This window comes from Klebsiella sp. D-Nf1, assembly GCF_002810515.1.
Classification (GTDB): Bacteria; Pseudomonadota; Gammaproteobacteria; order Enterobacterales; family Enterobacteriaceae; genus Klebsiella; species Klebsiella variicola.
The window spans coordinates 1,144,968-1,168,511 of the sequence record NZ_PIOK01000001.1 but is presented as its reverse complement, the minus strand read 5'-3'; the positions used below and the strand labels follow the sequence as shown (position 1 = coordinate 1,168,511).

At 51.3% G+C, this 23,544-nt stretch carries 21 protein-coding genes and 1 pseudogene; 14 read left to right on the top strand and 8 right to left on the bottom strand.

Going from position 1 to position 23,544, the window contains the following annotated elements:
• Positions 1 to 444 precede the first annotated feature (444 nt).
• Positions 445 to 1,026 (bottom strand): hypothetical protein, encoded by a 582-nt coding sequence (locus CWM54_RS05740; protein ID WP_206053109.1) that lies wholly within the window; start codon positions 1,024 to 1,026, stop codon positions 445 to 447.
• A gap of 165 nt (positions 1,027 to 1,191) precedes the next feature.
• On the opposite strand from CWM54_RS05740, the gene CWM54_RS05735 reads away from it, so the two are divergent.
• The 8 genes and pseudogenes from CWM54_RS05735 (at position 1,192) to CWM54_RS05700 (ending at position 12,225) form a co-directional block, all read left to right on the top strand.
• Positions 1,192 to 1,728, top strand: a complete 537-nt coding sequence (locus CWM54_RS05735; RefSeq protein WP_100696364.1) for a dihydrofolate reductase family protein — start codon at positions 1,192 to 1,194, stop codon at positions 1,726 to 1,728.
• A gap of 248 nt (positions 1,729 to 1,976) precedes the next feature.
• Positions 1,977 to 2,201 carry a hypothetical protein gene (locus tag CWM54_RS05730; protein ID WP_071839073.1) on the top strand — a complete coding sequence of 75 codons (225 nt, stop codon included), beginning with the start codon at positions 1,977 to 1,979 and terminating at the stop codon, positions 2,199 to 2,201.
• Positions 2,202 to 2,304: 103 nt separating this feature from the next.
• Positions 2,305 to 2,418, top strand: a pseudogene (locus CWM54_RS29190) (TetR family transcriptional regulator); the annotation flags it as partial.
• Positions 2,419 to 3,033: 615 nt separating this feature from the next.
• Positions 3,034 to 4,485, top strand: a complete 1,452-nt coding sequence (locus tag CWM54_RS05720; RefSeq protein ID WP_100696909.1) for a circularly permuted type 2 ATP-grasp protein — start codon at positions 3,034 to 3,036, stop codon at positions 4,483 to 4,485.
• 5 nt (positions 4,486 to 4,490) lie between these two features.
• Positions 4,491 to 5,435 (top strand): alpha-E domain-containing protein, encoded by a 945-nt coding sequence (locus tag CWM54_RS05715; protein ID WP_061156364.1) that lies wholly within the window; start codon positions 4,491 to 4,493, stop codon positions 5,433 to 5,435.
• Complete coding sequence (locus tag CWM54_RS05710; protein ID WP_100696362.1) at positions 5,432 to 8,776, top strand: DUF2126 domain-containing protein; 3,345 nt, start codon at positions 5,432 to 5,434, stop codon at positions 8,774 to 8,776. The genes CWM54_RS05715 and CWM54_RS05710 overlap by 4 nt, the downstream gene beginning before the upstream one ends.
• 24 nt (positions 8,777 to 8,800) lie before the next feature.
• On the top strand, positions 8,801 to 11,347 hold the full coding sequence (locus CWM54_RS05705; protein WP_100696360.1) for a circularly permuted type 2 ATP-grasp protein: 2,547 nt from the start codon (positions 8,801 to 8,803) through the stop codon (positions 11,345 to 11,347).
• A complete protein-coding gene (locus CWM54_RS05700; RefSeq protein ID WP_074385792.1) occupies positions 11,344 to 12,225 on the top strand; it encodes a transglutaminase family protein in 882 nt (293 codons plus the stop codon). The genes CWM54_RS05705 and CWM54_RS05700 overlap by 4 nt, the downstream gene beginning before the upstream one ends.
• A gap of 60 nt (positions 12,226 to 12,285) precedes the next feature.
• Here the strand turns inward: CWM54_RS05700 and CWM54_RS05695 are convergent, their stop codons facing one another.
• The 4 genes from CWM54_RS05695 to CWM54_RS05680 form a co-directional block, all read right to left on the bottom strand.
• Positions 12,286 to 13,047, bottom strand: a complete 762-nt coding sequence (locus tag CWM54_RS05695; protein ID WP_061154520.1) for an amino acid ABC transporter ATP-binding protein — start codon at positions 13,045 to 13,047, stop codon at positions 12,286 to 12,288.
• A gap of 8 nt (positions 13,048 to 13,055) precedes the next feature.
• Positions 13,056 to 14,156, bottom strand: a complete 1,101-nt coding sequence (locus CWM54_RS05690) for an amino acid ABC transporter permease (RefSeq protein ID WP_074385793.1) — start codon at positions 14,154 to 14,156, stop codon at positions 13,056 to 13,058.
• 15 nt (positions 14,157 to 14,171) lie between these two features.
• Positions 14,172 to 15,350, bottom strand: coding sequence for an amino acid ABC transporter permease (locus CWM54_RS05685; RefSeq protein ID WP_100696358.1), 1,179 nt, complete (start codon positions 15,348 to 15,350; stop codon positions 14,172 to 14,174).
• A gap of 70 nt (positions 15,351 to 15,420) precedes the next feature.
• Positions 15,421 to 16,446, bottom strand: a complete 1,026-nt coding sequence (locus tag CWM54_RS05680) for an amino acid ABC transporter substrate-binding protein (protein ID WP_061154523.1) — start codon at positions 16,444 to 16,446, stop codon at positions 15,421 to 15,423.
• A 277-nt stretch (positions 16,447 to 16,723) separates the two neighbouring features.
• Between CWM54_RS05680 and CWM54_RS28015 the strand changes: the two genes are divergently transcribed.
• Positions 16,724 to 16,936 carry a hypothetical protein gene (locus CWM54_RS28015; RefSeq protein ID WP_133123743.1) on the top strand — a complete coding sequence of 71 codons (213 nt, stop codon included), beginning with the start codon at positions 16,724 to 16,726 and terminating at the stop codon, positions 16,934 to 16,936.
• A gap of 64 nt (positions 16,937 to 17,000) precedes the next feature.
• Here CWM54_RS28015 and CWM54_RS05675 read toward each other — a convergent pair whose 3' ends face one another.
• A complete protein-coding gene (locus CWM54_RS05675; RefSeq protein ID WP_100696356.1) occupies positions 17,001 to 17,936 on the bottom strand; it encodes a LysR family transcriptional regulator in 936 nt (311 codons plus the stop codon).
• A 99-nt stretch (positions 17,937 to 18,035) separates the two neighbouring features.
• Here CWM54_RS05675 and CWM54_RS05670 point away from each other — a divergent pair, with 99 nt between their 5' ends.
• From CWM54_RS05670 to CWM54_RS05660, 3 genes are all read left to right on the top strand, one after another.
• Positions 18,036 to 18,470, top strand: coding sequence for a DMT family transporter (locus CWM54_RS05670; RefSeq protein ID WP_061154525.1), 435 nt, complete (start codon positions 18,036 to 18,038; stop codon positions 18,468 to 18,470).
• A 9-nt stretch (positions 18,471 to 18,479) separates the two neighbouring features.
• Positions 18,480 to 18,971, top strand: a complete 492-nt coding sequence (locus CWM54_RS05665) for a DMT family transporter (RefSeq protein ID WP_061154526.1) — start codon at positions 18,480 to 18,482, stop codon at positions 18,969 to 18,971.
• 254 nt (positions 18,972 to 19,225) lie between these two features.
• On the top strand, positions 19,226 to 20,224 hold the full coding sequence (locus tag CWM54_RS05660; protein WP_100696354.1) for a DUF6896 domain-containing protein: 999 nt from the start codon (positions 19,226 to 19,228) through the stop codon (positions 20,222 to 20,224).
• 303 nt (positions 20,225 to 20,527) lie between these two features.
• Here the strand turns inward: CWM54_RS05660 and CWM54_RS05655 are convergent, their stop codons facing one another.
• Positions 20,528 to 21,274: an NADPH-dependent F420 reductase gene (locus CWM54_RS05655; RefSeq protein ID WP_100696352.1), complete on the bottom strand. Its 747-nt coding sequence runs from the start codon at positions 21,272 to 21,274 to the stop codon at positions 20,528 to 20,530.
• A gap of 101 nt (positions 21,275 to 21,375) precedes the next feature.
• Here CWM54_RS05655 and CWM54_RS05650 point away from each other — a divergent pair, with 101 nt between their 5' ends.
• Positions 21,376 to 21,744 carry a winged helix-turn-helix transcriptional regulator gene (locus tag CWM54_RS05650; RefSeq protein WP_063266891.1) on the top strand — a complete coding sequence of 123 codons (369 nt, stop codon included), beginning with the start codon at positions 21,376 to 21,378 and terminating at the stop codon, positions 21,742 to 21,744.
• A gap of 179 nt (positions 21,745 to 21,923) precedes the next feature.
• Here CWM54_RS05650 and CWM54_RS05645 read toward each other — a convergent pair whose 3' ends face one another.
• Positions 21,924 to 22,799, bottom strand: a complete 876-nt coding sequence (locus CWM54_RS05645) for a LysR family transcriptional regulator (RefSeq protein ID WP_100696350.1) — start codon at positions 22,797 to 22,799, stop codon at positions 21,924 to 21,926.
• Between the two features lie 129 nt (positions 22,800 to 22,928).
• Between CWM54_RS05645 and gstA the strand changes: the two genes are divergently transcribed.
• Entirely contained in the window at positions 22,929 to 23,543 is a 615-nt protein-coding gene (gene gstA / locus CWM54_RS05640; RefSeq protein WP_100696348.1) for a glutathione transferase GstA, read from the top strand.
• Position 23,544 lies beyond the last annotated feature (1 nt).

Below are 23,544 nucleotides of genomic sequence, written 5' to 3'. Positions count from 1 at the left end.
AATTAAAACCATCTGCTAATCATTAGTATGGTTACAATTAAAGGTGGTTTGGGTGTTCATTATTAGTAATTTCAATTATATGACGATCATTTACGGGTCAAGAATGCAGTGCCTTGTGACTATTATCCGAAATCCTGTTCCATGCAGAAATAGAACTCCGGCATGATAAATACTCACCTGAACAGAGATTGCGCCAGTGAAAAAGCTATGACTTACCGAAATGCTGATTGTCTTTTCCCACAAACAGTCTGAGCTGAGTACGTTTGTGCCGGAATTCTGCCACAAGCTGAGCATCTCCGACGCCATGTTTTCACCTTGCGCAAAAGGACGGCGGAGCTTCTCCTTCAGAACTGAAGCACATGCTTAAGCTTGAAGAGGAAAACCTTTGCCTGAAGTAATGGGTTGTCGTCACTCTACGCAGACTATTCCTTGCGACTGTCTTTGTTATCGAATAACGGACTTAACAGCCATAAGGGTCCTTTTTCGAATCCATCCACTGCCTGCCCGTATTGCCAGCCAGTAAGCCGTCATTTTCAGCAGAGTCGCGCTATCCGGACAGTAAATAAACGTTTCAGTTTGCAGCTCATGTTGCCCTTCATTCACTGTTTTTACTCGGTAGCGCAGTAAGAGCTTCGCGCTGCCCGGCATCAAAGGCGCCAGATAAGCTTCAGTATTCGGCACGTTTTCCAGGCCGAAGTCCGCACGCCAGAATTGTCCGCGCAACCCGTAGCAGAGCTCGGATGCTGACTTTTCCAGAAGGATAAAACTGTCCAGGCCAAAGCGGCTAACCGGCAGGGGGTATTTATTGCGCCGAATTTTTTGCGGAAATTGTCGTACAGACATCAATAACCGGATAACGGCGTCCTGCTGAATATCGAATGTCGCTATTAACGGCAGGATTTTTTCAGGCGAGTGCGTCCTGATGATAGTCTGGTGTTTTTCATGGAACTGAAACTGTGGCAAGAAAACGGGTATATCCTGCCATTGAGCAAGTGCTCTACTGGTAACGAATCCCGGGTTCAGCATGTTATTTCCTTATTATCCTTCAAGCCCAACCAGAGTAACAGATGCTTCACGGCAAACAAGAACCGCACAGGATCCGGTGATGACACTGTGATAGGTTACTTTATGGGGAGCAGTTAACATCACTTAATTCAACGGCATATATACAAGCTGAATACGGAGCACTTGATGGTCACCACACATGTTTTTATCGCGGTCAGTCTTGATGGATACATCGCCCGACAGGATGGCGATATTGACTGGCTGTTGCAGCGCGATGACCCGACAGAAGATCATGGCTATGCAGCATTCATCGCGGACAAAGATTGGATCGTTATGGGGCGAGGTAGTTATGAGAAGGCGCTGACCTTTGACGAATGGCCTTATGATCGACCCGTACTGGTTCTCTCCCGACAGCTAACCGATACCTCCGTGCCCAAAGCGTTGAAGGACAAAGTGCAAATCTCATGCCGCACGCCAAGGGAGGTGCTTGCTGACCTGACGGTAGAGAACGCGCGTCGCGTCTATTTAGATGGCGGGCAGGTCATACAGTCGTTCCTGCGCGAGGGGCTGGTCGCCGATATCGTTATCACGACCATTCCTGTCCTGCTTGGCTCGGGAAAACCGTTGTTCGGATCCCTGACCAGGGATATCGATTTGACTCTGTTATCAAACCGCAGCTTCCCTTCGGGTCTGGTGCAGTCGCACTATCGGGTGACGTCATAAACTGCCTATAAACATAGTGGTGTCCTACGTTAAAGCGAGAGTACCGTCCTGCCGCCAGCGGCACTCTATTATATAGGGCATTCACTTCATTTCTGGTGGGCTTTAGCAGGGGATCAACCGGCTATAGACAGATTCACCGCTACATCCACCGGAATGAAAACGAATGTTACCCCTACATTTAGTGATGGCTACCTACAGGTGGTTCGTCTATTCTGCCTGTATTAACGACCAGGCCGGAGTCACGCTTTGTGGATAATCCCATTATTCTGAAAACCATCGTTAGCTTTATTCTCATTCTGTGGGTAATCGATGTATTCAGGACCAGGAAAAGAAAACGTTTTGATCCCGCTATTGAAGCCGCTGATGCCAGAGAACGCCATCAATGGCGCTATTTCAGATGGGCGTTCCGGATCATACAAGTGGTAGCGGGAGTGTATATCTTCGTGCAGCTGATTCAGGTTTTACTGAGATAGATTCTACAGCCAGGTACGACTGGACAGAACATCCTGGTGAGCTGAATAACGCAAGTGAATTGTTCTGTGGCGGCGCGCAGAAACTTCTGCTGCCGATGAAGATGTGCTCCGCGCCACGCTGCTGGCGACTGCCCGCCGGGTGTTTACCGAGCATGGCTACGCCGACACCTCGATGGATGACTTCACCGCGCAAGCGAAGCTGACCCGTGGTGCGCTCCAGGGAGAAAGAATGTCGCTCTCACCAATGAAGGAGGATAAGTTAAGCAATAACCAGAGAGTAAACGTCTTGCACCGAAAGTAACCTATCGTATGGTGCAGGGTTAATCTGAAGCTTCGTTGAATAAAAGAAATGCCACGCCTCATTTTGGTGCTTTACGGTATCTCTCCTGCATCATGATGATCCATGCTCCATAGTAAATTACCCTTACGCATCATGTTATCTTATTGATAATAAATGAATAAATTAATGGCACGCTTTGTGCTTAAATTAGTGTGAAAGCTTAAAAATTTAACTCCATGAACAAGTGATAATAACCTGTAGCTTGCATTGTCGGTACCGATGCGATGGGCCAAAAATGATTTTCAATGCGATCATAATTTAACTCGCAACCGATTAAACGTTCACATTGACGATGATGGCCAAGGGGAGGTGACTGTACACAATATAACCATCAATACTAAATCAAAAATTCATGCAGAGATTTTTTATAAAATGACTCTGTGTTGCAAATAATAACTCCTATGTTTTGAGAAACGAAAGCTTTGAAGCTTTGTTCTGTGAAAGTAAAGTCTATACTGCCCAGGTCGGCGATTTAACAAGGATACAATGCTGATGCATAAACTCATAAAAAATTACGAAGCCGACATCTTTTTCGATGAGCTGATCGACCATGAGGGCAATCCACGTTTTTCCGCACAACGTCTGATTCAATGCCTTGATTCTCTCCCGCCGGATGAACTGGAGAAACGTCGTCTGACGGCAGAGGCGACAATTCAGGAAATGGGGATTAGCTTTACGGTATATACCGATAAAGGAAATATCGACAGGATTTGGCCATTCGATATTATTCCACGCATTATTGATGCCAGAGACTGGGCAATAGCGGAAACAGGTCTGAAGCAACGTCTGACCGCTTTGAACCGCTTTATCGATGACCTGTATAATGAACAAAACTGCATCAAAGATGGCATTATTCCTGAATATATTATTAAGGAATCTAAAAATTTCCGTCCTGAGTGTGTTGGCATGAAGCCGCCGTATGGCGTATGGGCGCATATTTGCGGTACCGATTTAGTCCGGGATGAAACCGGGCAATTCTACGTCCTGGAAGATAACCTGCGAGTGCCTTCTGGCGTCTCCTATATGCTGGAAAACCGCGCCATTACCAAGCGCGTCCTGCCAGAACTGTTTGAAAGTGACGAGATCAAACCGATTGATGCTTATCCGGCACAGCTGCTGGAAACTCTGACGGCCCTGTCGCCGCGGCAGATTGAACGCCCGGAGATCGTGGTGCTGACACCGGGTATTTATAACTCCGCCTACTTCGAGCATGCCTTCCTGGCTCAGCAAATGGGGGTGGAACTTGTCGAGGGCGCCGATCTGTTTGTCGGCGACGACGACTGCGTCTACACCAAAACGATCTATGGCCCGGAGCGGGTGGACGTCATTTACCGGCGCATTGACGATATGTTCCTCGATCCGGAAGTCTTCCAGCCTGAGTCGGTTCTTGGCGTGCCTGGCCTGATGCGGGCCTGGAAAGCCGGAAATGTCGCGCTGGCTAATGCGCCGGGTGCCGGAGTGGCGGACGACAAGGTGGTCTATGCATATGTTCCGGACCTGATTCGCTACTATCTTGACGAAGAACCCATTCTCCCGAATGTCGAAACCTTCCTTTGCCAGAACGATGACGACCGCGAATACGTACTGCAGAATCTGAATAAGCTGGTGGTGAAACCGGCTAATGAATCAGGTGGTTACGGTATGTTGGTCGGGCCGCATTCAACCAAAAAAGAGCAGCAGATATTTGCCAAACTGATCCAGGAAAATCCCCGTAATTATATTGCTCAGCCGACGCTGAAGCTCTCCACCGCACCGGCGCTCATCGCCAAAGATTATCTCGAGCCGCGCCACCTTGATTTACGTCCATTTATTTTGCAAAGCAAAGAGACTTACGTGACGACCGGCGGCCTGACGCGGGTGGCGATGAAAAAAGGTTCGTTAGTGGTGAACTCATCGCAGGGCGGTGGCAGTAAGGATACCTGGATCGTGGAGAGCAAACGATAATGAATATGCTATCAAGAGTTGCGGCACGCCTGTACTGGAGCGCGCGTTATCTGGAACGTGTGGAGAATATCGCACGGTTAGTCAGCGTGTATGACGATCTGCTTTACGATCTGCCACGCGATATTGCGGTTTCCTGGTATAACCTGATTGAAATTAACAGCGGTGTCGTCTTGTTTAACCAGCGCTATAAGATTAAAGACGAACGTAATGTTCTGAAATTTCTGCTGGCTGACGAGAGCAACCCAGATTCACTGCTGTCGTCATTAAAAATGGTCCGTGAAAATATCCGGACCAGCCGCGATGTGGTGCCGGGCGAAATGTGGGAGCTGATTAATGAGCTGGATCTCTATGCCCGCCAGAATATCCGCCTCGGTATCAACCGTTCTGAACGGCATACCTACCTTAATACCATCATAGAAGGATGTCAGAAAATTGTTGGTTTACTGACCGGTTCGATGAGTCGTGATGCCGGCTGGTATTTTCTGAACATGGGGCGCTATCTCGAGCGCGCCGATATGAATACACGCATTCTTGACGCCGCGAATTCCCTGATGATGCAGGCGCGCGAGGAAGAGAGCATTAAGTTAGGCCAGGTCGTGTGGTCGAAGGTACTGAAATCACAAAGCGCCTATCTCAGCTTTCGCCGGGTGATGCGCTGCTCTATTAAAGGCTCGCTGGTGGTCACTTTGCTCCTTACGGACAGGCATTTCCCCCGTTCGCAGCGCTTTTGTCTGGAGCAGATCAAACTGGCCGCCGCTGAGCTGCCGCGGGCATCAGCCGTTTCTGTGCACATCGACAGCCTGCTGCTTGCGACCCGGGGCGTTGAACACTCTCACGATCTGAACCGAGAGTTCAGCCTCTATCTTAATGAAATCCAGCTCAGCCTGATTGCGCTTCATCATCTGATTACCGACAACTGGTTTCATTTCCTGCAAGGAGATGCCGTATGACCATCCGGGTAGCGATTCAACATAAAACGACCTATGACTTCGATCGTTTGATCAACGTGGCGCCACATATTTTGCGTCTGCGGCCTGCGCCACATTCACGTACGCATATCCATGGCTACTCCCTGAAAGTGACGCCAGAGGACCATTTTATTAACTGGCAGCAGGATCCCTTCGGTAACTATCAGGCACGTCTGGTGTTTCCTGAAAAAGTGAAGCGCCTGGAGTTTGCGGTGGAGGTGATTGCGGATATGACCGTGATCAACCCGTTTGATTTCTTTATCGAAGAGTATGCCGAGAATTTCCCCTTTGCCTATGATGCCTTGATGCAAGAAGAACTCGCGCCTTATCTCAAGGTCACCGAACAGTGTCCTGAGCTGGAGGCGTGGCTGGCAAGCGTTGATTGTGAGGAAATGGTGCCTATCGTAACCTTCCTCGTGCAGCTCAATAGCCGACTGGCCAACGAAATTGACTACGGTATTCGCCTTGAACCCGGCGTGCAGAGTTGTCAGGAGACGCTGACATTAAAAAAAGGCTCGTGCCGGGATACCTCATGGTTGCTGGTACAGATACTGCGTAATCTGGGGCTGGCCGCGCGCTTTGCCTCTGGTTATCTGGTGCAGCTCACCGCCGATGTGAAAGCGTTGGATGGCCCCTCAGGCCCGGAACAGGATTTCACCGATCTGCACGCCTGGTGCGAGGTCTATTTACCCGGCGCCGGGTGGGTGGGGCTCGACCCGACCAGCGGTCTGTTCGCAGGCGAAGGGCATATTCCTTTAGCCTGTACGGCTGACCCGCAGTCTGCGGCGCCGATTACCGGCGCAACCGACCCGTGCGAATGCGAGTTTAGCTATTCCAATATTGTGACCCGCATCCATGAAGATCCGCGGGTCACACGGCCTTATAGCGAAGACGAGTGGCTTAACATCAACGCACTGGGGCGCGCTGTTGATGCCGAACTGCAATCTAACGATGTGCGACTGACAATGGGAGGCGAACCGACGTTTATCTCCATTGACGATATGGATTCCGCACAGTGGAATACCGATGCGCTGGGTAAAGATAAATTACGCCTCGCGAAAGATCTGTTACTGCGCTTAAAAACGCAGTTTAGTCGCGGCGGATTGCTGCATTATGGTCAGGGAAAATGGTATCCCGGCGAAGAGGTTCCGCGTTGGGCGCTTGGATGCTTCTGGCGTACCGATGGCGAGGCGTTGTGGCACGACCAGGCGCTCCTGGCCCGTGTCGATCGGGATTATGGCCACACCCTTAGCGACGCAGAACGATTTGGTGAGGCTCTATGCCGGCAGTTAGGGGTTGCCGCCCGCTATTTACAACCCGCTTATGAAGATTCGCTCTACTATCTGTGGCTGGAGCGTTCTCTCCCTGAGGGGGTCGATCCGAGGACCGCGGATCTGAATCATGACCTTGAACGGCGGAGACTGGCGAGTTTGCTTAGCCGCGGGATGGAAAACCCCACGGGCTACATCCTGCCTGTCGAATTCGATGGCGCATGCTGGCAAAGTAGCCCCTGGCCAATGCGTGCCGGGCTGATTACACTGATCCCCGGTGATAGTGCGATGGGCTACCGTCTGCCGCTCAATTCGCTGCCGCCATTAGCCGACGATGAGATCGTCGTCGAACGAGATCCTTTTGAACCTCGCGAACCCCTTCCGGTCTTTGCTATGGGGGGAGAGACGGCCCCTGTTCGTGCCCGGCAGACCTTACAGCAACAAAAAAAGGTCGCCAACGGCACTAAAAGCGTGGTCCGTACCGCACTGTGCTTCGAACCGCGAGAGGGCAAGCTGCATCTGTTCCTGCCCCCGGTTACCCACCTCGAGAATTATGTGGCTCTGGTGCATGCCATCGAGGAGGCGGCCAGTGAACTGCAGCTTCCGGTGGTGATTGAAGGTTATGAGCCGCCAAAAGATCCTCGCTTGCAAAAGCTGTTACTGACCCCCGATCCGGGGGTTATCGAGGTCAATATTCACCCGGCCAGCCACTGGGATGAGTTGGTGCATAATATTGAAACACTCTACGAGCAGGCGCACCAGGCAAGGCTGGGGGCCGAGAAGTTTATGCTTGATGGTCGGCACACCGGTACCGGAGGGGGAAACCATGTCACTTTGGGCGGGAGTACGCCAGCCGACAGTCCGGTACTTCGACGTCCCGATCTCCTGCGTAGCCTGGTGACCTACTGGCAACATCACCCCGGTCTTTCCTACTTATTCTCCGGTATGTTTATTGGACCAACCAGTCAGGCTCCGCGCCCGGATGAAGGGCGCGATGAAGCCCTCTATGAAATGGAAATTGCCTTCCAGAATATGCCGGAAGGGCTGGTTGATACGCCATGGCTGGTGGACAGACTGATGCGCAATCTGCTGGTGGATGTCACCGGCAATACCCACCGTTCAGAATTCTGCATTGACAAACTCTATGCGGCAGGCAGCAGTAGTGGTCGCCTGGGGCTGCTGGAGTTCCGCGGTTTCGAAATGCCCCCTCACGCTCGCATGTCGCTGGTGCAATTACTGCTCCTCCGGTGTCTGGTGGCGCGTTTCTGGAAAGAACCGTATCACCAGCCGCTGGTCCGCTGGGGGACACAGCTGCACGATAAATTTATGTTGCCGCATTTTGTCTGGCAGGATGTGAAAGAGGTGGTGGATGACCTGCAACGTCATGGTTATCCCTTCAAACTGGCGTGGCTGTTGCCGTTTGAAGAGTTCCGCTTCCCACACTATGGCCGTCAGCAAATCGATGATATTGAGCTGGAGCTGCGCTGGGCCATCGAACCGTGGCATGTTCTGGGTGAGGAAGTGACGCTGTCCGGGACGTCGCGCTATGTTGATTCCTCCGTCGAACGTATACAGGTGCGCCTGTCTGGTTTAACCGAAGGGCGCTACGTGCTGGCGTGTAACGGCCGCCGCGTGCCGCTGCGGGCTACCGGAAGACAAGGAGAGATGGTGGGGGCGGTACGTTATCGGGCGTGGGCGCCACCGTCAGCGCTGCATCCGACGATTGGGGTAAATACCCCGTTAGTGTTTGATTTGATTGATACCTGGAATGGTCTTTCCATCGGCGGCTGCACCTATCGCGTCAGCCACCCCGGCGGACGTAACTATGAGACGCGTCCGGTTAACAGCAACGAAGCCGAAGCCAGGCGTGTCAATCGCTTCTGGGATCATGGTTTTACCCAAGGTACATTGATCCCCCCACCGGCATTCAGCGCGCTAAGGACCTTCTATGAGCATGAGCAGGTACCACGCCCGATGGCTCCCCCTGTAGAGGAACCTGGTGATGAATACCCACATACTCTGGACCTTCGCAGGAAGTATACTAGGATTTAGTTTTGAGCCGGGTAATCAGAATACATGACTGCTTCTTTTTCTGAATCAATCGCGCCGGCCTGTGAGCCGGCTTCTTTCTCTGTCGAGAACGCGTCGACAGCAATTTATAACGAGGCCTGCGATCTGACGAACATCCTCCGTCCACACTGGACGGAGGTGATGAACAGCGTCAGTGAGATGGGTGTGGAAGGGATGGAAAACCGTCTTCGCCAGGCACAGCGTATTTTGCGTGATGATGGCGCCACCTATAACCTTAATGGTGATCCGCTTTCGCCAAACGTCTGGTCGCTGGATATCATTCCCACTCTGTTGGCGGAGGGGGAATGGTCAACCGTGGAACGTGGGCTGGCTCAGCGTTCGCTGCTATTCGATCTGATGCTTAAAGACCTCTATGGTGAACAGCGCCTGCTGAAAGAGGGAATCATCCCGTCAGAAATTGTCTTCTCTCACCCAGGTTTTCTGCGTCAATGCCACGGTATTCGCTTGCCTGGGGCTCACAATCTGATCTTCCATGCTGTCGATTTGGTTCGCGGTGGGAATGGACAGTTTGTGGCGATAGGCGATCGCACTCAGGCCCCGAGTGGTACTGGCTATGTTCTGGAAAACCGAATCGCTGTTTCCCGCGTACTGCCATCGTTGTTTCGTAACAGTCATGTCCGGCGACTTTCCGGTTTCTTTCATGCTCTGCGGCATACGCTGGCCAGCCTTGCCAGCCACAAAACCGATACCCCGCGGATCGTCGTCCTCACTCCCGGCGCCTACAGCAGTACCTATTTTGAGCACGCTTATCTGGCAAACTATCTCGGCTTTCAGCTGGTGCAGGGAGGCGACCTGACCGTGCGTAACGGCAGAGTATGGTTGAAATCCCTGAATGGCTTGTCGGAAGTGGATGTGATTTTGCGCCGGATGGATGATACCTACTGCGATCAGACAGAACTCCGTTCCGACTCTCGCCTGGGGGTACCAGGGCTGCTTGAAGTGGTGCGCAACGGTAACGTCGTGCTGGCTAATCCTCTGGGCTCAGGGGTCCTTGAAGCTCCGGCGTTGCTGGCATTTATGCCTGAAATAAGTCAGTTTTTGCTGGGTGAACCGCTGTTGATCCCCACGGTGAAGACCTGGTGGTGTGGCCGGGCGGAGGACCGCGACTTTGTGATCCACCACCTTGATCAACTGATCATCAAACCGTCTTATCGGAGTTTTGATAGCAAAAGTATCTATGGCCATAGTCTGGATGACGCAGGCCGCAAGCTAATTCTTCAGCAAATTACTGCTAGTCCGCACAGCTACGTGGCTCAGGCCTATATTCCGGGTTCACGTGTTCCGGTGTGGGATAATCAGCAAATTGAGTATCGCCCCACGATTTTCCGTGCTTTCACCGTTGCCGCACCGGAAGGATACTGCGTCATGCCAGGAACGTTGTCGCGGGTAGCAGAGTCTGCAGATGATTTTATTGTCAGCGACTTATCCGGCTCACGGAGTAAAGATACGTGGATACTTGGTGAAAGCTTCGATACCGCGCAGCCACTTCTGACAGACTCGATTCCCCGCGATGAGGGAAATTTGCCAAGCCGGGTGATAGAAAACCTGTTCTGGTTCGGCCGCTATGCGGAACGCGCGGAAATGAGCCTGCGCCTGATACGTATTCTGTTCAAACAGCTTAACGGCGTTGAGCAATTTATGCCTGAAAGTCGCGAGATTCTGCTGGGAGCATTATCAGCGCTCACCGGGACATTTCCTGAAAGCGACGCTGTCGGCGACCAGAATCATGAACTGTCTTCACTGGTTTGCGATGGCCAACGTGCGGGATCGATAAAATTTAATATCCTCAACATGCTGGCCTGCGGTGAGCAGGTGAAAGAGATGCTATCGGCCGATACTCGCATAATCATCAATGAATTACGTGATTATATTCGGACGGTGGAAGTCGCCTATCAAGACGGACTGCCGGAGTTGCCCGAGGAGTCGCTGGATAATCTGGTCACCTCTTTACTGGCCCTGTCCGGACTGAGTCATGAGAGCATGCTGCGGGGCATGGACTGGCGGTTCCAGGAAATTGGTCGCCGCGCTGAACGGGCGCGTCTGACCGCCATTCTGCTGAAACATACCTTAACCCGCGCCGTTCCTGGTTTGCAGCAACAGCAAATTTTAGAATCGGTACTGATGAGCGTCGAGGCGCTAATTTCCTTTCGACGACGTTACCGGGGGCAGATGAATATCATTTCCGGTCTGGATTTATTGATGCTGGATGGGACGAACCCGCGTTCATTGATTTATCAGGTTGATCGGTTGCGTAAATATCTCCTCGATTTGCCGCGCCTGGAGGGACAAACCTCCAGCCTGACATCTGATATGCGACCGGTGATGAAATCACTCACGGATATTCAACTCGCCGATCTTGATCTACTGGCACAGGTTGATGAACAAACCGGACTGCGGGAACAACTGGATACGATAATGACGCAGATAATCAGCCAGCTGGAGCAATTCACGACCTTGCTGAGCGACAAATATTTCGACCATGCCAATGGACCGCAGCAACTGATTAACACCCAGTGGAAGACCGACTTATGAAATACCGGGTACGACATCTTACAAAGTACCAGTACAATTCTCCGGTGACGTTATGCTACAACATGACGCACCTGTTGCCGCGAAATACCGCGAATCAGCACTGCCTGCAACGGCGGATCATCGTAACGCCGATGCCGGTTTATCAGAACGAAGGGTGTGATTATTTCGGCAATTTGACGTTTTATTTTTCGATCCAGGTCCCGCACGACACCCTGACCATTGAGATGGAAAGTGAGCTTGATATTGACGAAATCAACCACGCGGACCTGCTGAATAGCCACTCTCTGACCTGTGGAGAGTACCGGCAGCGATTACATGAGTCCGGTACGCCGGAGCTGCGGATGGCGAAAGAGTATTTGCTCGATTCCAGTTTAATTCGCCGTTCTCAGCAACTGGCTTCCTACGTGGCGGATATTTTCCACGATGATGCCCCGGTCATTCAGGCGGCGGCGGCATTGACCCATCGTATTTTTGAGGAGTTTACTTTCGATCCGATTGCGACCAGTGTCAGCACCCCGCCAGAGCAGGTCTTACAGGAAAAGCGGGGCGTCTGTCAGGATTTTGCCCATCTGGCGATCGCCTGCCTGCGTTCCGTCGGCTTACCCGCTCGCTATATCAGCGGCTATATTGAAACGCTACCGCCCGAGGGGCAGGAAAAATTAGTCGGGACCGATGCGTCGCATGCGTGGTTTGCCATTTTTATCCCGGATGCAGGCTGGCTGGAGTTTGATCCGACTAACGATCTCATGCCTCAGGGACAACATATTGTGACGGCGTGGGGCAGGGATTACGCCGATGTTGCCCCATTGCAGGGGGTTATTTTTGATGGCGGAGCCACGCTGGCCCTCGAAGTTGCGGTCGATGTACAGCGCGGCTGAGCACTACTATTTCCCCCTCAGCAAGAGCGGAGGGGGAAAATTGGAAGTAACCCTGGGCGTTTAGTGTATAACCTGCGACAAAAACGTACGGGTACGTTCTGATTTTGGATGGGAGAAAAATTCCTGTGGCGGCGCCTGTTCGACAATCTCACCGCGGTCCATGAAGATCACCCGATCGGCCACCGTACGGGCAAAACCCATTTCATGCGTGACGCACAGCATAGTCATACCATCTTCCGCCAGGCCAATCATTGTATCGAGCACTTCTTTGACCATCTCCGGATCAAGTGCCGAGGTAGGCTCATCGAACAACATGATTTTGGGTTTCATGCACAAAGAACGGGCGATCGCCACACGTTGCTGTTGACCACCCGACAGCTGCCCGGGAAATTTATGCGCATGTTCCGCAATACGGACACGTTGCAGATAGTGCATTGCCAGCGCTTCCGCTTCTTTAGCCGGCATCTTCCGTACCCAGGTCGGCGCCAGGGTACAGTTCTGCAAAACGGTCAGGTGGGGGAACAGATTAAAGTGTTGAAATACCATGCCAACTTCAGTGCGTACGCGTTCTATGTTGCGGACATCATCGTTCAGATGAATGCCATCAACGACAATCCGCCCTTGCTGGTGTTCTTCCAGGTGGTTGATGCAACGAATCGTGGTCGACTTACCCGATCCTGAAGGCCCGCAAAGAACAATGCGTTCACGAGGTTTCACCTGCAGGTTAATATCTTTTAAAACGTGAAACTGACCGTACCATTTATTCACATTTTCGAGCGTAATCATCATGGCGTCAGCAGAATTAATCATAGTATGTGTCATGTAAAACCTCAGTGCGATTTGCGCCCGGTGTGAAAGCGCTTTTCCAGATACTGGCTGTAGCGCGACATGCTAAAACAGAAAATCCAATAGACGAGGGCTGCGAAAACATACCCCTCTGTCGACATACCCAGCCAGGCAGGATCTACCGTTGCCTGCTGTACGCTACTGAACAGATCGAACAGTCCAATGATGATCACCAGACTGGTGTCTTTAAATAGCGCGATAATCGTGTTTACCAGCCCCGGGATGGTGAGCTTGAGCGCCTGGGGGAGAATAACCAGAACCTGCGTTTTCCAGTAGCCCAGCGCCAGCGATTCCGCCGCTTCATACTGTCCTTTGGGAAGCGCCTGTAGCCCCCCACGCACGACTTCGGCAATGTAGGCCGACTGGAACAGAATCACCCCGACCAGAGCGCGCACCAGCTTATCGATAGTGCTCCCTTCGGCCATAAACAGCGGCAGCATCACCGATGACATAAACAGCACGGTAATCAGCGGCACGCCTCGCCAGAATTCAATAAAGATGACCGACAAGGTACGAACCACCGGCATCGTTGACCGCCGTCCCAGCGCCAGTAAAATCCCCAATGGCAACGCGCCGGCAATCCCGACAGAGGCGATAATTAATGTCAGCGTCAGCCCTCCCCACTGGCGGGTTTCGACACGTTCGAGGCCGAAAAACCCGCCGTACATCAGGAACCAGACCATAAGAGGATAGATCACGGCCCAACAGGCGATATAACGGCCCCGGCGCGGCATCGACTTGATAAACATCGGGATAATCGACAGCACGCCGATTATCAGAGCGAGATTAATGCGCCAGCGCAGTTCATGCGGATACAGCCCATACATAAACTGGCCAAAGCGTGCATGGATGAACACCCAGCAGGCGCCTTCTTTGGTACAGTCGGCACGGGTGGTGCCCATCCAGTTAGCCTGAAATACCAGCCAGTTTAGCGCTGGCGGTATAATGTTGCAGATAATCCACAGGCACAACAGTGTCAGCAGCGTATTGAACCCGCTGGAGAACAGATTTTTACGTGCCCAGCGCCAGGCTTTACGCACCGGGCTGGTGGGGACTGGCGGTGTTTCATGTGTGGTAGCAAACATAGTCATTCCGTTCTCTTAACGCTCAACCAGCGCAATTTTGCGGTTGTAGAGGTTCATCAGCAGCGAAATCATCAGACTGATAACCAGGTACACTGCCATGGTGATGGCAATCGTCTCGATAGCCTGACCTGTCTGATTCAGTACCGTACCGGCAAACAGCGAGACCATATCCGGGTAGCCGATCGCAGCCGCCAGTGAGGAGTTTTTTACAATGTTGAGGTACTGACTGGTCAGCGGGGGAATGATGACCCGCATCGCCTGCGGGATAATCACCTGCCGCATCGTTACGGGATTCGGCAAACCCAGCGAACGGGCCGCTTCATTCTGTCCATGTGGAACAGACTGGATACCGGAGCGAATGACTTCGGCAATAAATGAAGAGGTGTAGATCGACAGCGCCAACGTCAACGACGCCAGTTCCGGTATCATCACGAATCCGCCACGGAAGTTAAACCCGCGCAGCTGTGGGATATCCCAGTGAGTGGCAGCGCCAAACAGGATATGGGCAATCAGCGGGAAGAGAACGATCATTGCCGCCGCAATCGGCCATGTTCGTCGCAACTGGCCGGTTTTCAACTGATGTTGACGGTTGTAATGCCGTAAACCGACGCTACCAGCGATCGCCAAAACCAGCGCAATAATGAACGGCCAACTGCCAGGTGCGTAGGTAGGCCAGGGGATGTAGAGACCGCGGTTGCTGACAAATGCCAGGTCGAATGCGCTCAATGCTTCTCGCGGACCCGGTAAATTACGCAGCACGGCGAAGTACCAGAAGAAAATTTGCAACAATGGCGGAATATTACGGAATGTTTCGATGTAGATGGTCGATAGCCTTCGCAGCAACCAGTTATCCGATAGCCGCGCGAGGCCGATGAAGAACCCAAGAACAGAAGCGAACACAATGCACAGCGCGGAAACCAGCAGGGTGTTGGTTAATCCCACGAGAAAGACGCGAGCATAGGTATCGCCTTCCGTATAATCAATCAGATGCTGGACGATACCGAAACCGGCGCTTCGCTCAAGAAAACCAAAACCGGAGGTAATACCGCGATTGGCAAGGTTGATCACCGTGTTGTGGATCAGATATCCCACAATAGCAAGCACGGCTATGATGGCGGCCATCTGGTAAAGCCAGGCGCGAACCGTGGGGTTACCGAACGAAAAATCCCTTTTCACGGTTGGGCGTTGAGACATGTTGAAACCTCATTAAAAAAAGCGCATCGGCTACCCCCCGCGAGGGGCGGTAGCCGTCTGGAAGGCAGAATTAACGTACCGGCGGTGCGTACTGGATGCCGCCCTGGTTCCAGAGCGCATTCTGTCCACGCGCGATTTTCAGAGCACTATCTTTACCGACGTTGCGGTCAAAACTTTCCTGGTAGTTACCCACCTGTTTAATAATGTTGAACGCCCATTTGTTGTCGAGCTTCAGATCTTTGCCAAAGTCACCTTCAGCCCCCAGGAGGTGAGCAATGTCAGGGTTAGACGGTTTTGCCGCCATCTGCTCAACGTTTTTCGACGTGATCCCCATCTCTTCTGCGTTCAGCATGGCGTACAGAGACCATTTAACGATGGTGAACCAGTCGTCATCTCCACGGCGAACAACTGGACCCAGCGGCTCTTTTGAAATCACTTCCGGCAGAACAACAAATTCATCCGGTTTGCCCAGCTTAATACGCAGCGCATACAGTTGAGACTGGTCGGAAGCCAGCGTATCGCAACGACCGCTGTCGAGGGCTTTCGCGGACTCGTCAGAGCGATCAAAGGTCACTGGTGTGTATTGCATTTTGTTGGCTTTGAAGTAATCAGCCACGTTCAGTTCAGTATCCGTACCGGCCTGGATACATACGGTGGCGCCATCCAATTCTTTAGCGCTTTTAAGACCCGCTTTTTTATGGGTCAGGAAGCCAATGCCGTCATAGTAGTTAACCCCCGCGAACAAGAACCCCATCCCGCCATCGCGCGAAGATGTCCAGGTTGTATTACGCGACAGAATATCCACTTCACCTGATTGCAGGGCGGTAAAACGCTCTTTGGCCGTCAGCGGGGTATATTTGACCTTACTGGCATCACCAAACACTGCCGCTGCCGTAGCACGGCAGATATCGACATCAATACCAGTGAATTTGCCGCTCGCATCTGCATAAGAGAAGCCCGGTAAACCATCACTGATACCGCACTGAACAAACCCTTTTTTCTTAATTGCATCCAGCGTGGTACCCGCATGCGCTTGCTGCGCGACAGCGAACAGAGAAGCCGCGGCGACCAGAGTGGAGAACATTATTTTTTTCATAAATCATCCTGTGTGGATAAGTCGTGGTGTTATGTGGTTGTGTTGGGCACTGTACCGTGCATTTTTCATGTGGCGGTCTGCCATTTTGGCTTAAGCAAATTTGATGCCATGCCTTCATGTCACTGAATTTACAGGAGGATTTGCGCATAATCTGAATCAGCAAGTAAGTTACAATCACTCTTGAGCACTAAAAGGAGACAATGTGAATCCTCGTGAGCAAAAACAGTGCAAAAGTTTCACGAAAGAAAGCAGCGTGAGCCGAAAAAGGGACCCGTAGATGGCAATGGAATTTAATGACGAAGCAGCTTACGGGCATAGAAAGTGGATTCTTAAGGGGGGAAAGGGGAGGCGTTGGACAATATCGCTGACAGTAGAGGAAATTTGCAGGCAAAATCGAACTATTTTACCTGCAACTATTGTTTCTCTCAGGAAGCTAAATGTTTCATCACTTATTGCTGATTTGCCATTGATACAGCAATACCAGGTTTAAGGCCCCACTCACTTTTGTCATAAGCAGGATGCAAAATTCAAGACGAGCAATAAAGTTGCAGAACTTATTGAGACTGCCAGTAAAGCGGTGAACCGAACGCGTCCAGGTAGTAATCGATAATCGCCCGAACGTTCAGCGGAGGGTGGCGGGCATTCGGATAGATTGCCGCGATGTGCTGTGGCTCCGTTTTTATGGACCTATCCAGTTCCGGCAGCAGTCCGACAAGCTCGCCGCTCTTCAGCCGGTCTCCAATCAGCCAGTCAGGAAACAGCACAATCCCCATCCCCCCAAGTGCGGCAATCAGCAGGGTTTCAGCATTATTCGATGACATCAGGGGCGAGACGGGGTAGTGCACCCATTCCTCTCCGTGCCTGCGCAGCAGCCATTGGTTTGGTCCTGACGAACCGCGATAGACCAGGCATTTATGCCGCGCGAGCTCTTCGGGTGATCCCAGCATGCCGTGCCGGCGGATGTAATCCGGTGACGCGGCAAGATGATAGAACTGCTGGCCAAACACGCGCGCATGAAAGGCGGAATCCGTCAGCACGCCAATCCGGAAAATCACGTCAGCCGGCTCCCGGTGCGGATCGATGTAATCATCCGTCAGCGTAAGCTCAATACTGAGCTTCGGATATCGTTCCGTCAGGCCGGGTAACGCGGGTGCGACATGGCGTTGTCCAAAGAATACCGGTGCGTTTATGCGGACCATTCCGGAAGGCTCAAGCATTCTCTCGTTGAGTTCCCGCCGCGCCTCCTCCATGCTGCCAGTCATCGCTCGCGCATAGCGGATAAAAAGATGGCCGCTTTCCGTCGGGATTATCGCCCGGGTATTGCGGTAAAAAAGCTGCTGCCCGAGCACATCCTCCATCTGATGGATGACGCGCGAAACCTGAGAGGCAGATATCCCTTCCCGCCGTGCCACCACCGAGAAATTCTGCGTTTCATAAACGTCTATAAAAATCAGCAGGGCGCGAATACTGATGTTCCCAAGCTCATTCATTAATGCATATCCTGCACAGGTGTTTATCTCATTATGGCATTTTTCACATCCATGTTAAGTCGTAATCTTCTCCGCCTGGACTACTGGAGATTGATTGCTATGCAACTAATGTTGATTTTTATCGTCATTGCCGGAGGCATGGGACTGTCCATAGAGGCAGGATTGCTCGGGCCACTGGGTGGGGAGGTCGGGGACCTCTGGGCTACCTTCAGCATATTTGGCGTGGGCGCGGCGCTGACCTTTCTGCTGATGCTTTTTTTCAGCCCGCGTAACAGCCCGTCATTCTTTGCGCAACCAGCGTGGCAGCTACTTGGCGGCGTGCTTGGGCCGATTTACGTCATCATCCTGACCGTGGTAACGCCGGCAATCGGCATCGCCATGACTATGATTGGCATCCTGGCAGGCCAGGTGTTCAAGAGCCTGATTATTGATCACTTCGGCCTGCTCGGTACGTCGCACAGGAAAATTGACAGTAAACGTATTATTGCGCTGATTTTCATCATTGCAGCGCTGGTTATGGTTGCACAGGGGTAAATTAACTTTATGACTATTATTATGATTCTTCTTGCCGTCGCCGGTGGCGCCATGCTGAGTATCCAGGCGGCTATCAATGGCCAGCTGGGCAGCAAGGTCGGGGTATTCAAAAGCGCGTTCCTGACATTTTCTGTCGGCGCACTGGTGACGGGGCTGCTGATCTTTTACTTCGAACCCAAACACACCCTGACGTTGATGGACGTACCTAAATGGCAACTGCTGGGCGCAATGTTTGGCGTACCGTATATCGTCATTATGGTACTGGCCGTCCAGCGTATTGGCGCGGCAGTTGCTACGGTCGCTGTCATTTTTGGCCAGTTAACCATGAGCATGCTGATCGATAACTTCGGCTGGCTGGGCAATGCGTCGATTCCATTCTCGATGAGCCGTCTCGGCGCCATTGTCTGCCTGGGTATCGCGCTGTTCTTCATTTACTCCAGCAGCAGGTCAAAAGCCGCAACGGCGAAAACCCCCAGGCAGCAGGAAAACGCTAACACATAAGCCCAGGCAGTTCAGATGTTACACTGCAATGCCAAAGCTAAGTTCAGATGTCCGGGGCGGGCAACACTCAAATTCCCGCACCTCGCCATGGCTGATCTTTGGCTCAGTTAGCTGTCTGCTCTGTGCCAGAAGCGGATATCAAGAGCATAGCCAGTGTTAATTTATCGGGAAAAGGGATATTATCCTTAATAGCGTTTTTGGTTCAGAGTGAAGTATTGCACCCATTTCTCAATAATTTGAAGTGAGCTTGTGGTATGAATAATAATCTTTATCGTTTGATTGTTGACTTTCAAGATAATGTCCAGGTGGCTTTAAAGCTAATGCATCGGTCTGGAATTAAAATGCCATCAAGTTGCTATGAGTGGATTGAATCTGATATACCCAATGTTGGTGAGCTAGATGGTGGTGTCAAATATTATAAACATGGGGCTGGATGCAGGGTAGATCTAAACTCCGGGAGCGTAGATTTTGATTTTGGGGGGCGAGGTGAGGTAGGAGGGTTTAATTCTTGGTGGTTGACCAACTTTGCAGGGGAAAATCTAATAGATTACGGATTCAGAAATTTTGATGATGTTTCTGATCATTTAAAAAAGGCCCTAGATGATGGAGAACTGATTTTTCCAGATCATGATCTTTATTATTTTGCTAATGTCCCACATACTTACGCTATAGATACAGATTGCCGCTTCCCTGAGGACAGGCTCCCATGTCGCAATCACGACCGCGTATTAACATTACAAATTCATTATTTCGAAACGGCTGATCTTATGTTTAAAAATTACAATAAGCTCAACACGAAAATGACTAAAAATGGCCATTTGAGTGAGAGAGAAAAATTTGATATGAGAATTTTTCTTTCTACATGGTTAGGTTTTTTAGGTGTGGTCTGCGAAGGATTTAAAAGCTTAAACATGCGACTCTTACTCGATAATGAACGCCCTAGAGAATTTAAAAAATTATTACCAATTTCAGATGGTATCGGAAAATTGATGAAAGAACATTCGAACTCACTCAGGATATTTAGAAATAATGTTTTTCATCTTAGAGAAAGTACTGACTTTATACATCATTTTTTTGATAAGGAAGTTGAGCGTCTTCCATGGGCAGGTGAATTACATAAAGCACTTTCAAATTTCTTTTCGCAGTATAGAATTTTTTGCGAAGTGCATTATGTTATTAATGGGCGTAAAGGAGAGAGCAATATGATAAAGAAAAAGGTAACACGCCCTAAGAAAGTTGCTTTGAGATATTAAAGATACATGCTAATGAGTTGAGCCATTCATCTTACCTAAAAACAATGTCTTCTTCTCTTCTTAATCGAGCTTGATGATTTTTCATAGCGTCCGCTTCGTGCCAACAGCGGACGTTCACGGAGCTGGTTCATTATCAATGAAGTATGGATTTCGAGGATAAATTAATGATCAGACGCCAACGCAAACCAAAAGCATCCCTGGAACGGATTTGTTAATCCAGCTTCTGACCATTGATTATTCTAAAGAATAGACATATTGCCGTTACTCTGACAGGCGCAACTTTCTTAATCACCGGCAGCCACGTTATACAGGCCAGTTGATGGATCGATTGTTATCAATGATATCTTCATGAGTCGGTGTCTCACCCAGCTTACCGAAGCTGGCATAAAGTGAAGGCAGACGGGCCCGTCCTTCTCCCTTTTTCGCCAGAGGGAAAGCGCGAAGCATGGTGGCAGCCTCCCAGTCACAACAATAGGATGGTGTGCACGGCTGCTGACGCCATGATTCAGCGATAGAGCCGGAAAATACGGGGTCAAAGCCGGTATCATTAACCAGAGTCATCGTGACCTGTACTGCGTCTGGATGATCTCCTGCTACTGCAACTGCCAGGCGACCGCGGCTCCCTTCAGGTAGTCCCAGTCCTGCCAGAGAGTCGGCGAGTATATTGTTGAAGGCTTTGATAACTGGATGCCCAATCTGCTCCTGAACCCATTCACTTTCCGTCTGACCTTCATCCAGCGCAGCAATCTGCGGATCACGCAGACCTGGATAGTAGTTGCTCGTGTCAATGACAGGGACATGTGGAGGTAAACCCGAGAAAAGCCCATCAGGCAGACTACTCACCGCCGGGAATGGAATTGACAGAATAACGGCATCTATGTCAGTAACTACACCATGAATGTCCGCCGGCACTGCGTTAATTTCACTGGCAAATTTCCTTACAGCGTCTAAACCGCGTGAATTTGCCACTTTTACCTCATGCCCAGCTTCGCTTAACTTACGTGCAAGCGTACCGCCAATATTGCCTGTACCAATTACGCCGATTTTCATATTTAACTCCTGAAGTTGTAAGCAATAGGGTGTACACTAATCCCATACTGTGATAACGACAAGAACCTACAAAATAGTGGGTTGCTTACCTGGAGGTAAGTATGGAAAGAGATTGGCGTTGTGATGAACCTGAACAACGACTCGTATGGGCGCAGGTTACCAGCGAAGCACTGAAGATTATTGAAGGTAAATGGAAGACAATAATTTTATGCCAGCTTTTCGCCGCTAAAGTCCCACTGCGCTTTTCTGAGCTTGAACGTAGGATCGAGGGTGTAAATCAAAAGATGCTCATACAGCAGCTTAAGCAACTGGAAAAGGATGGGATTGTACTACGGACGCTTTATCCTGAAGTCCCGCCTCGTGTTGAATATTCCCTCACGGAACTAGGAACAGCACTGGGTCCATCTATGGCGGCATTGATTGAATGGGCCCTGCTGCGTCGGGAAACTCTTGGCCTTGAGTCTGGTTGAGATTATCAGGCCGGTATATCCCGGATTGTTTATATTTCCCGAAATGATGTTCGAAACTTGTTTCGTGATAACCGACGTTCGCTGTTCGTTCAAAGCGGACCTCACGGCGCTTCAGAGGGTCCACGCTTTGTCAGAAATAGCCGTTTAACATGGCGATAAGATGATTCACGCTTGAGCGCTCATCTTCGTTTACGTAGCGCATTAAGCAGCGCCTGTGTGGCATCAGAAGACGTTCCGGATGGCGAACAAACCAGCCCAAATTCACGATGAATAGCCGGCGTCACTGGCACCACGCACAGATTGCGCAAGGTCTCCGGCAGGGCGGATTCCGGTACCAGCGCGACACCCATCTCTTCACCGACCAGTTTACAGGCGCTTATCCAGTCGCGAACCGTCACGCGGATATCAGAGAGTTGCAACCCGGCCTTTTCCATCAGGCTTTTGCCATTCACGACACAGCCGCCCGTCGCCAGAACAAAGGGCTGGTCCGCCAGCGCCTTTAACGTTATGCCATCAGCTCTCGCATGCTGTACCAGCCGATGGCTGGCGGGCAGGACCGCGACCCATGCATCCTGTCCTAATACCACCTCTGCACGTCCGGGAACGGAATTCATGACTACCCCAAGCTCAACGGTGTCTGCGGCAAGCCACGCTTCGACTTCTTCGTCAGAGCCTTCCAGCACGACAACGTCAATACCCGGATGCAGGCGCTTAACGTCGCGCAGCAGGCCGGGCAACAAGGTAGACGTCACGGAGGGAAAACTGGCCAGCCGAATGCGACCGTGGGTGACGTTCCGGCCCCGATCAGCCAGTTCGCGGATGGCGTTCAGTTGCGAAAGCATGTTTCTGGCATGTTCCACCACCTGCTCACCGAGGGCGGTAATCCCGATGTATCGTCGCTCACGGATAAATACCGGAAAGCCCAGGGAAGCCTCCAGCTGGGCAATGGCCTGGCTGGCGCCGGACTGGGTCATGCCTATCTCCTCGGCAGCGCGTGAGATATTGCCAGCATCCGCCACGGCTACCAGCAGGCGCCAGTGTAAAAGATTCATCATGATTATCAGTAGCTCAGCTAATAGTGCTTTTCTATATCATTAATTTTACAGTGCGATCGGCGTTAAATACAGTGTGCTGAGGATCGTTCAGGACGTTGTCCGACGGCTTTACACATTAACGGAGACAAGATGAAACTCTATTACGCGCCAGATACCTGTTCATTATCACCGCACATCGTGCTGCGCGAGCTGAACCTTGAGTTTGAACTGGTGAGAGTCAACAACAGAAGCAAGATCACCGCTGATGGTCGCGACTTCCTCACCATTAACCCTAAAGGGTATGTTGCTGCGCTTGAGCTGGATGATGGGCAGATACTCACCGAGGGGCCAGCGATGGTGCAGTACCTCGCCGATCGTAAACCCGAATATGGCCTGGCGCCGCGCGCGGGCAGCTGGGAAAGGGTGCGCCTGCAGGAATGGCTTAACTTTATCACCAGTGAAATACACGCGGGTTCGGCGCCGCTGTTTAATCCCGCGCTGCCGGAAGATGTCAGAACGATGTTCCGGGACAAGCTATTCCGACGGTTCGATTTTCTCCAGACGACGATCAGCGAAAAAACCTATCTGACTGGCCCGTCCTTTAGCGTGGCGGATGCCTATCTCTTCACGGTGCTGGGATGGTGCAAATTCTTCGCGATCCCTCTGGATCGCTGGCCAGCGCTATCGTCGTACATGGAAATAATAAATGCCCGTCCTGCTGTACAGGCGGCATTACTGGCTGAAGCGTCTCAACAGGGCAGGTAGA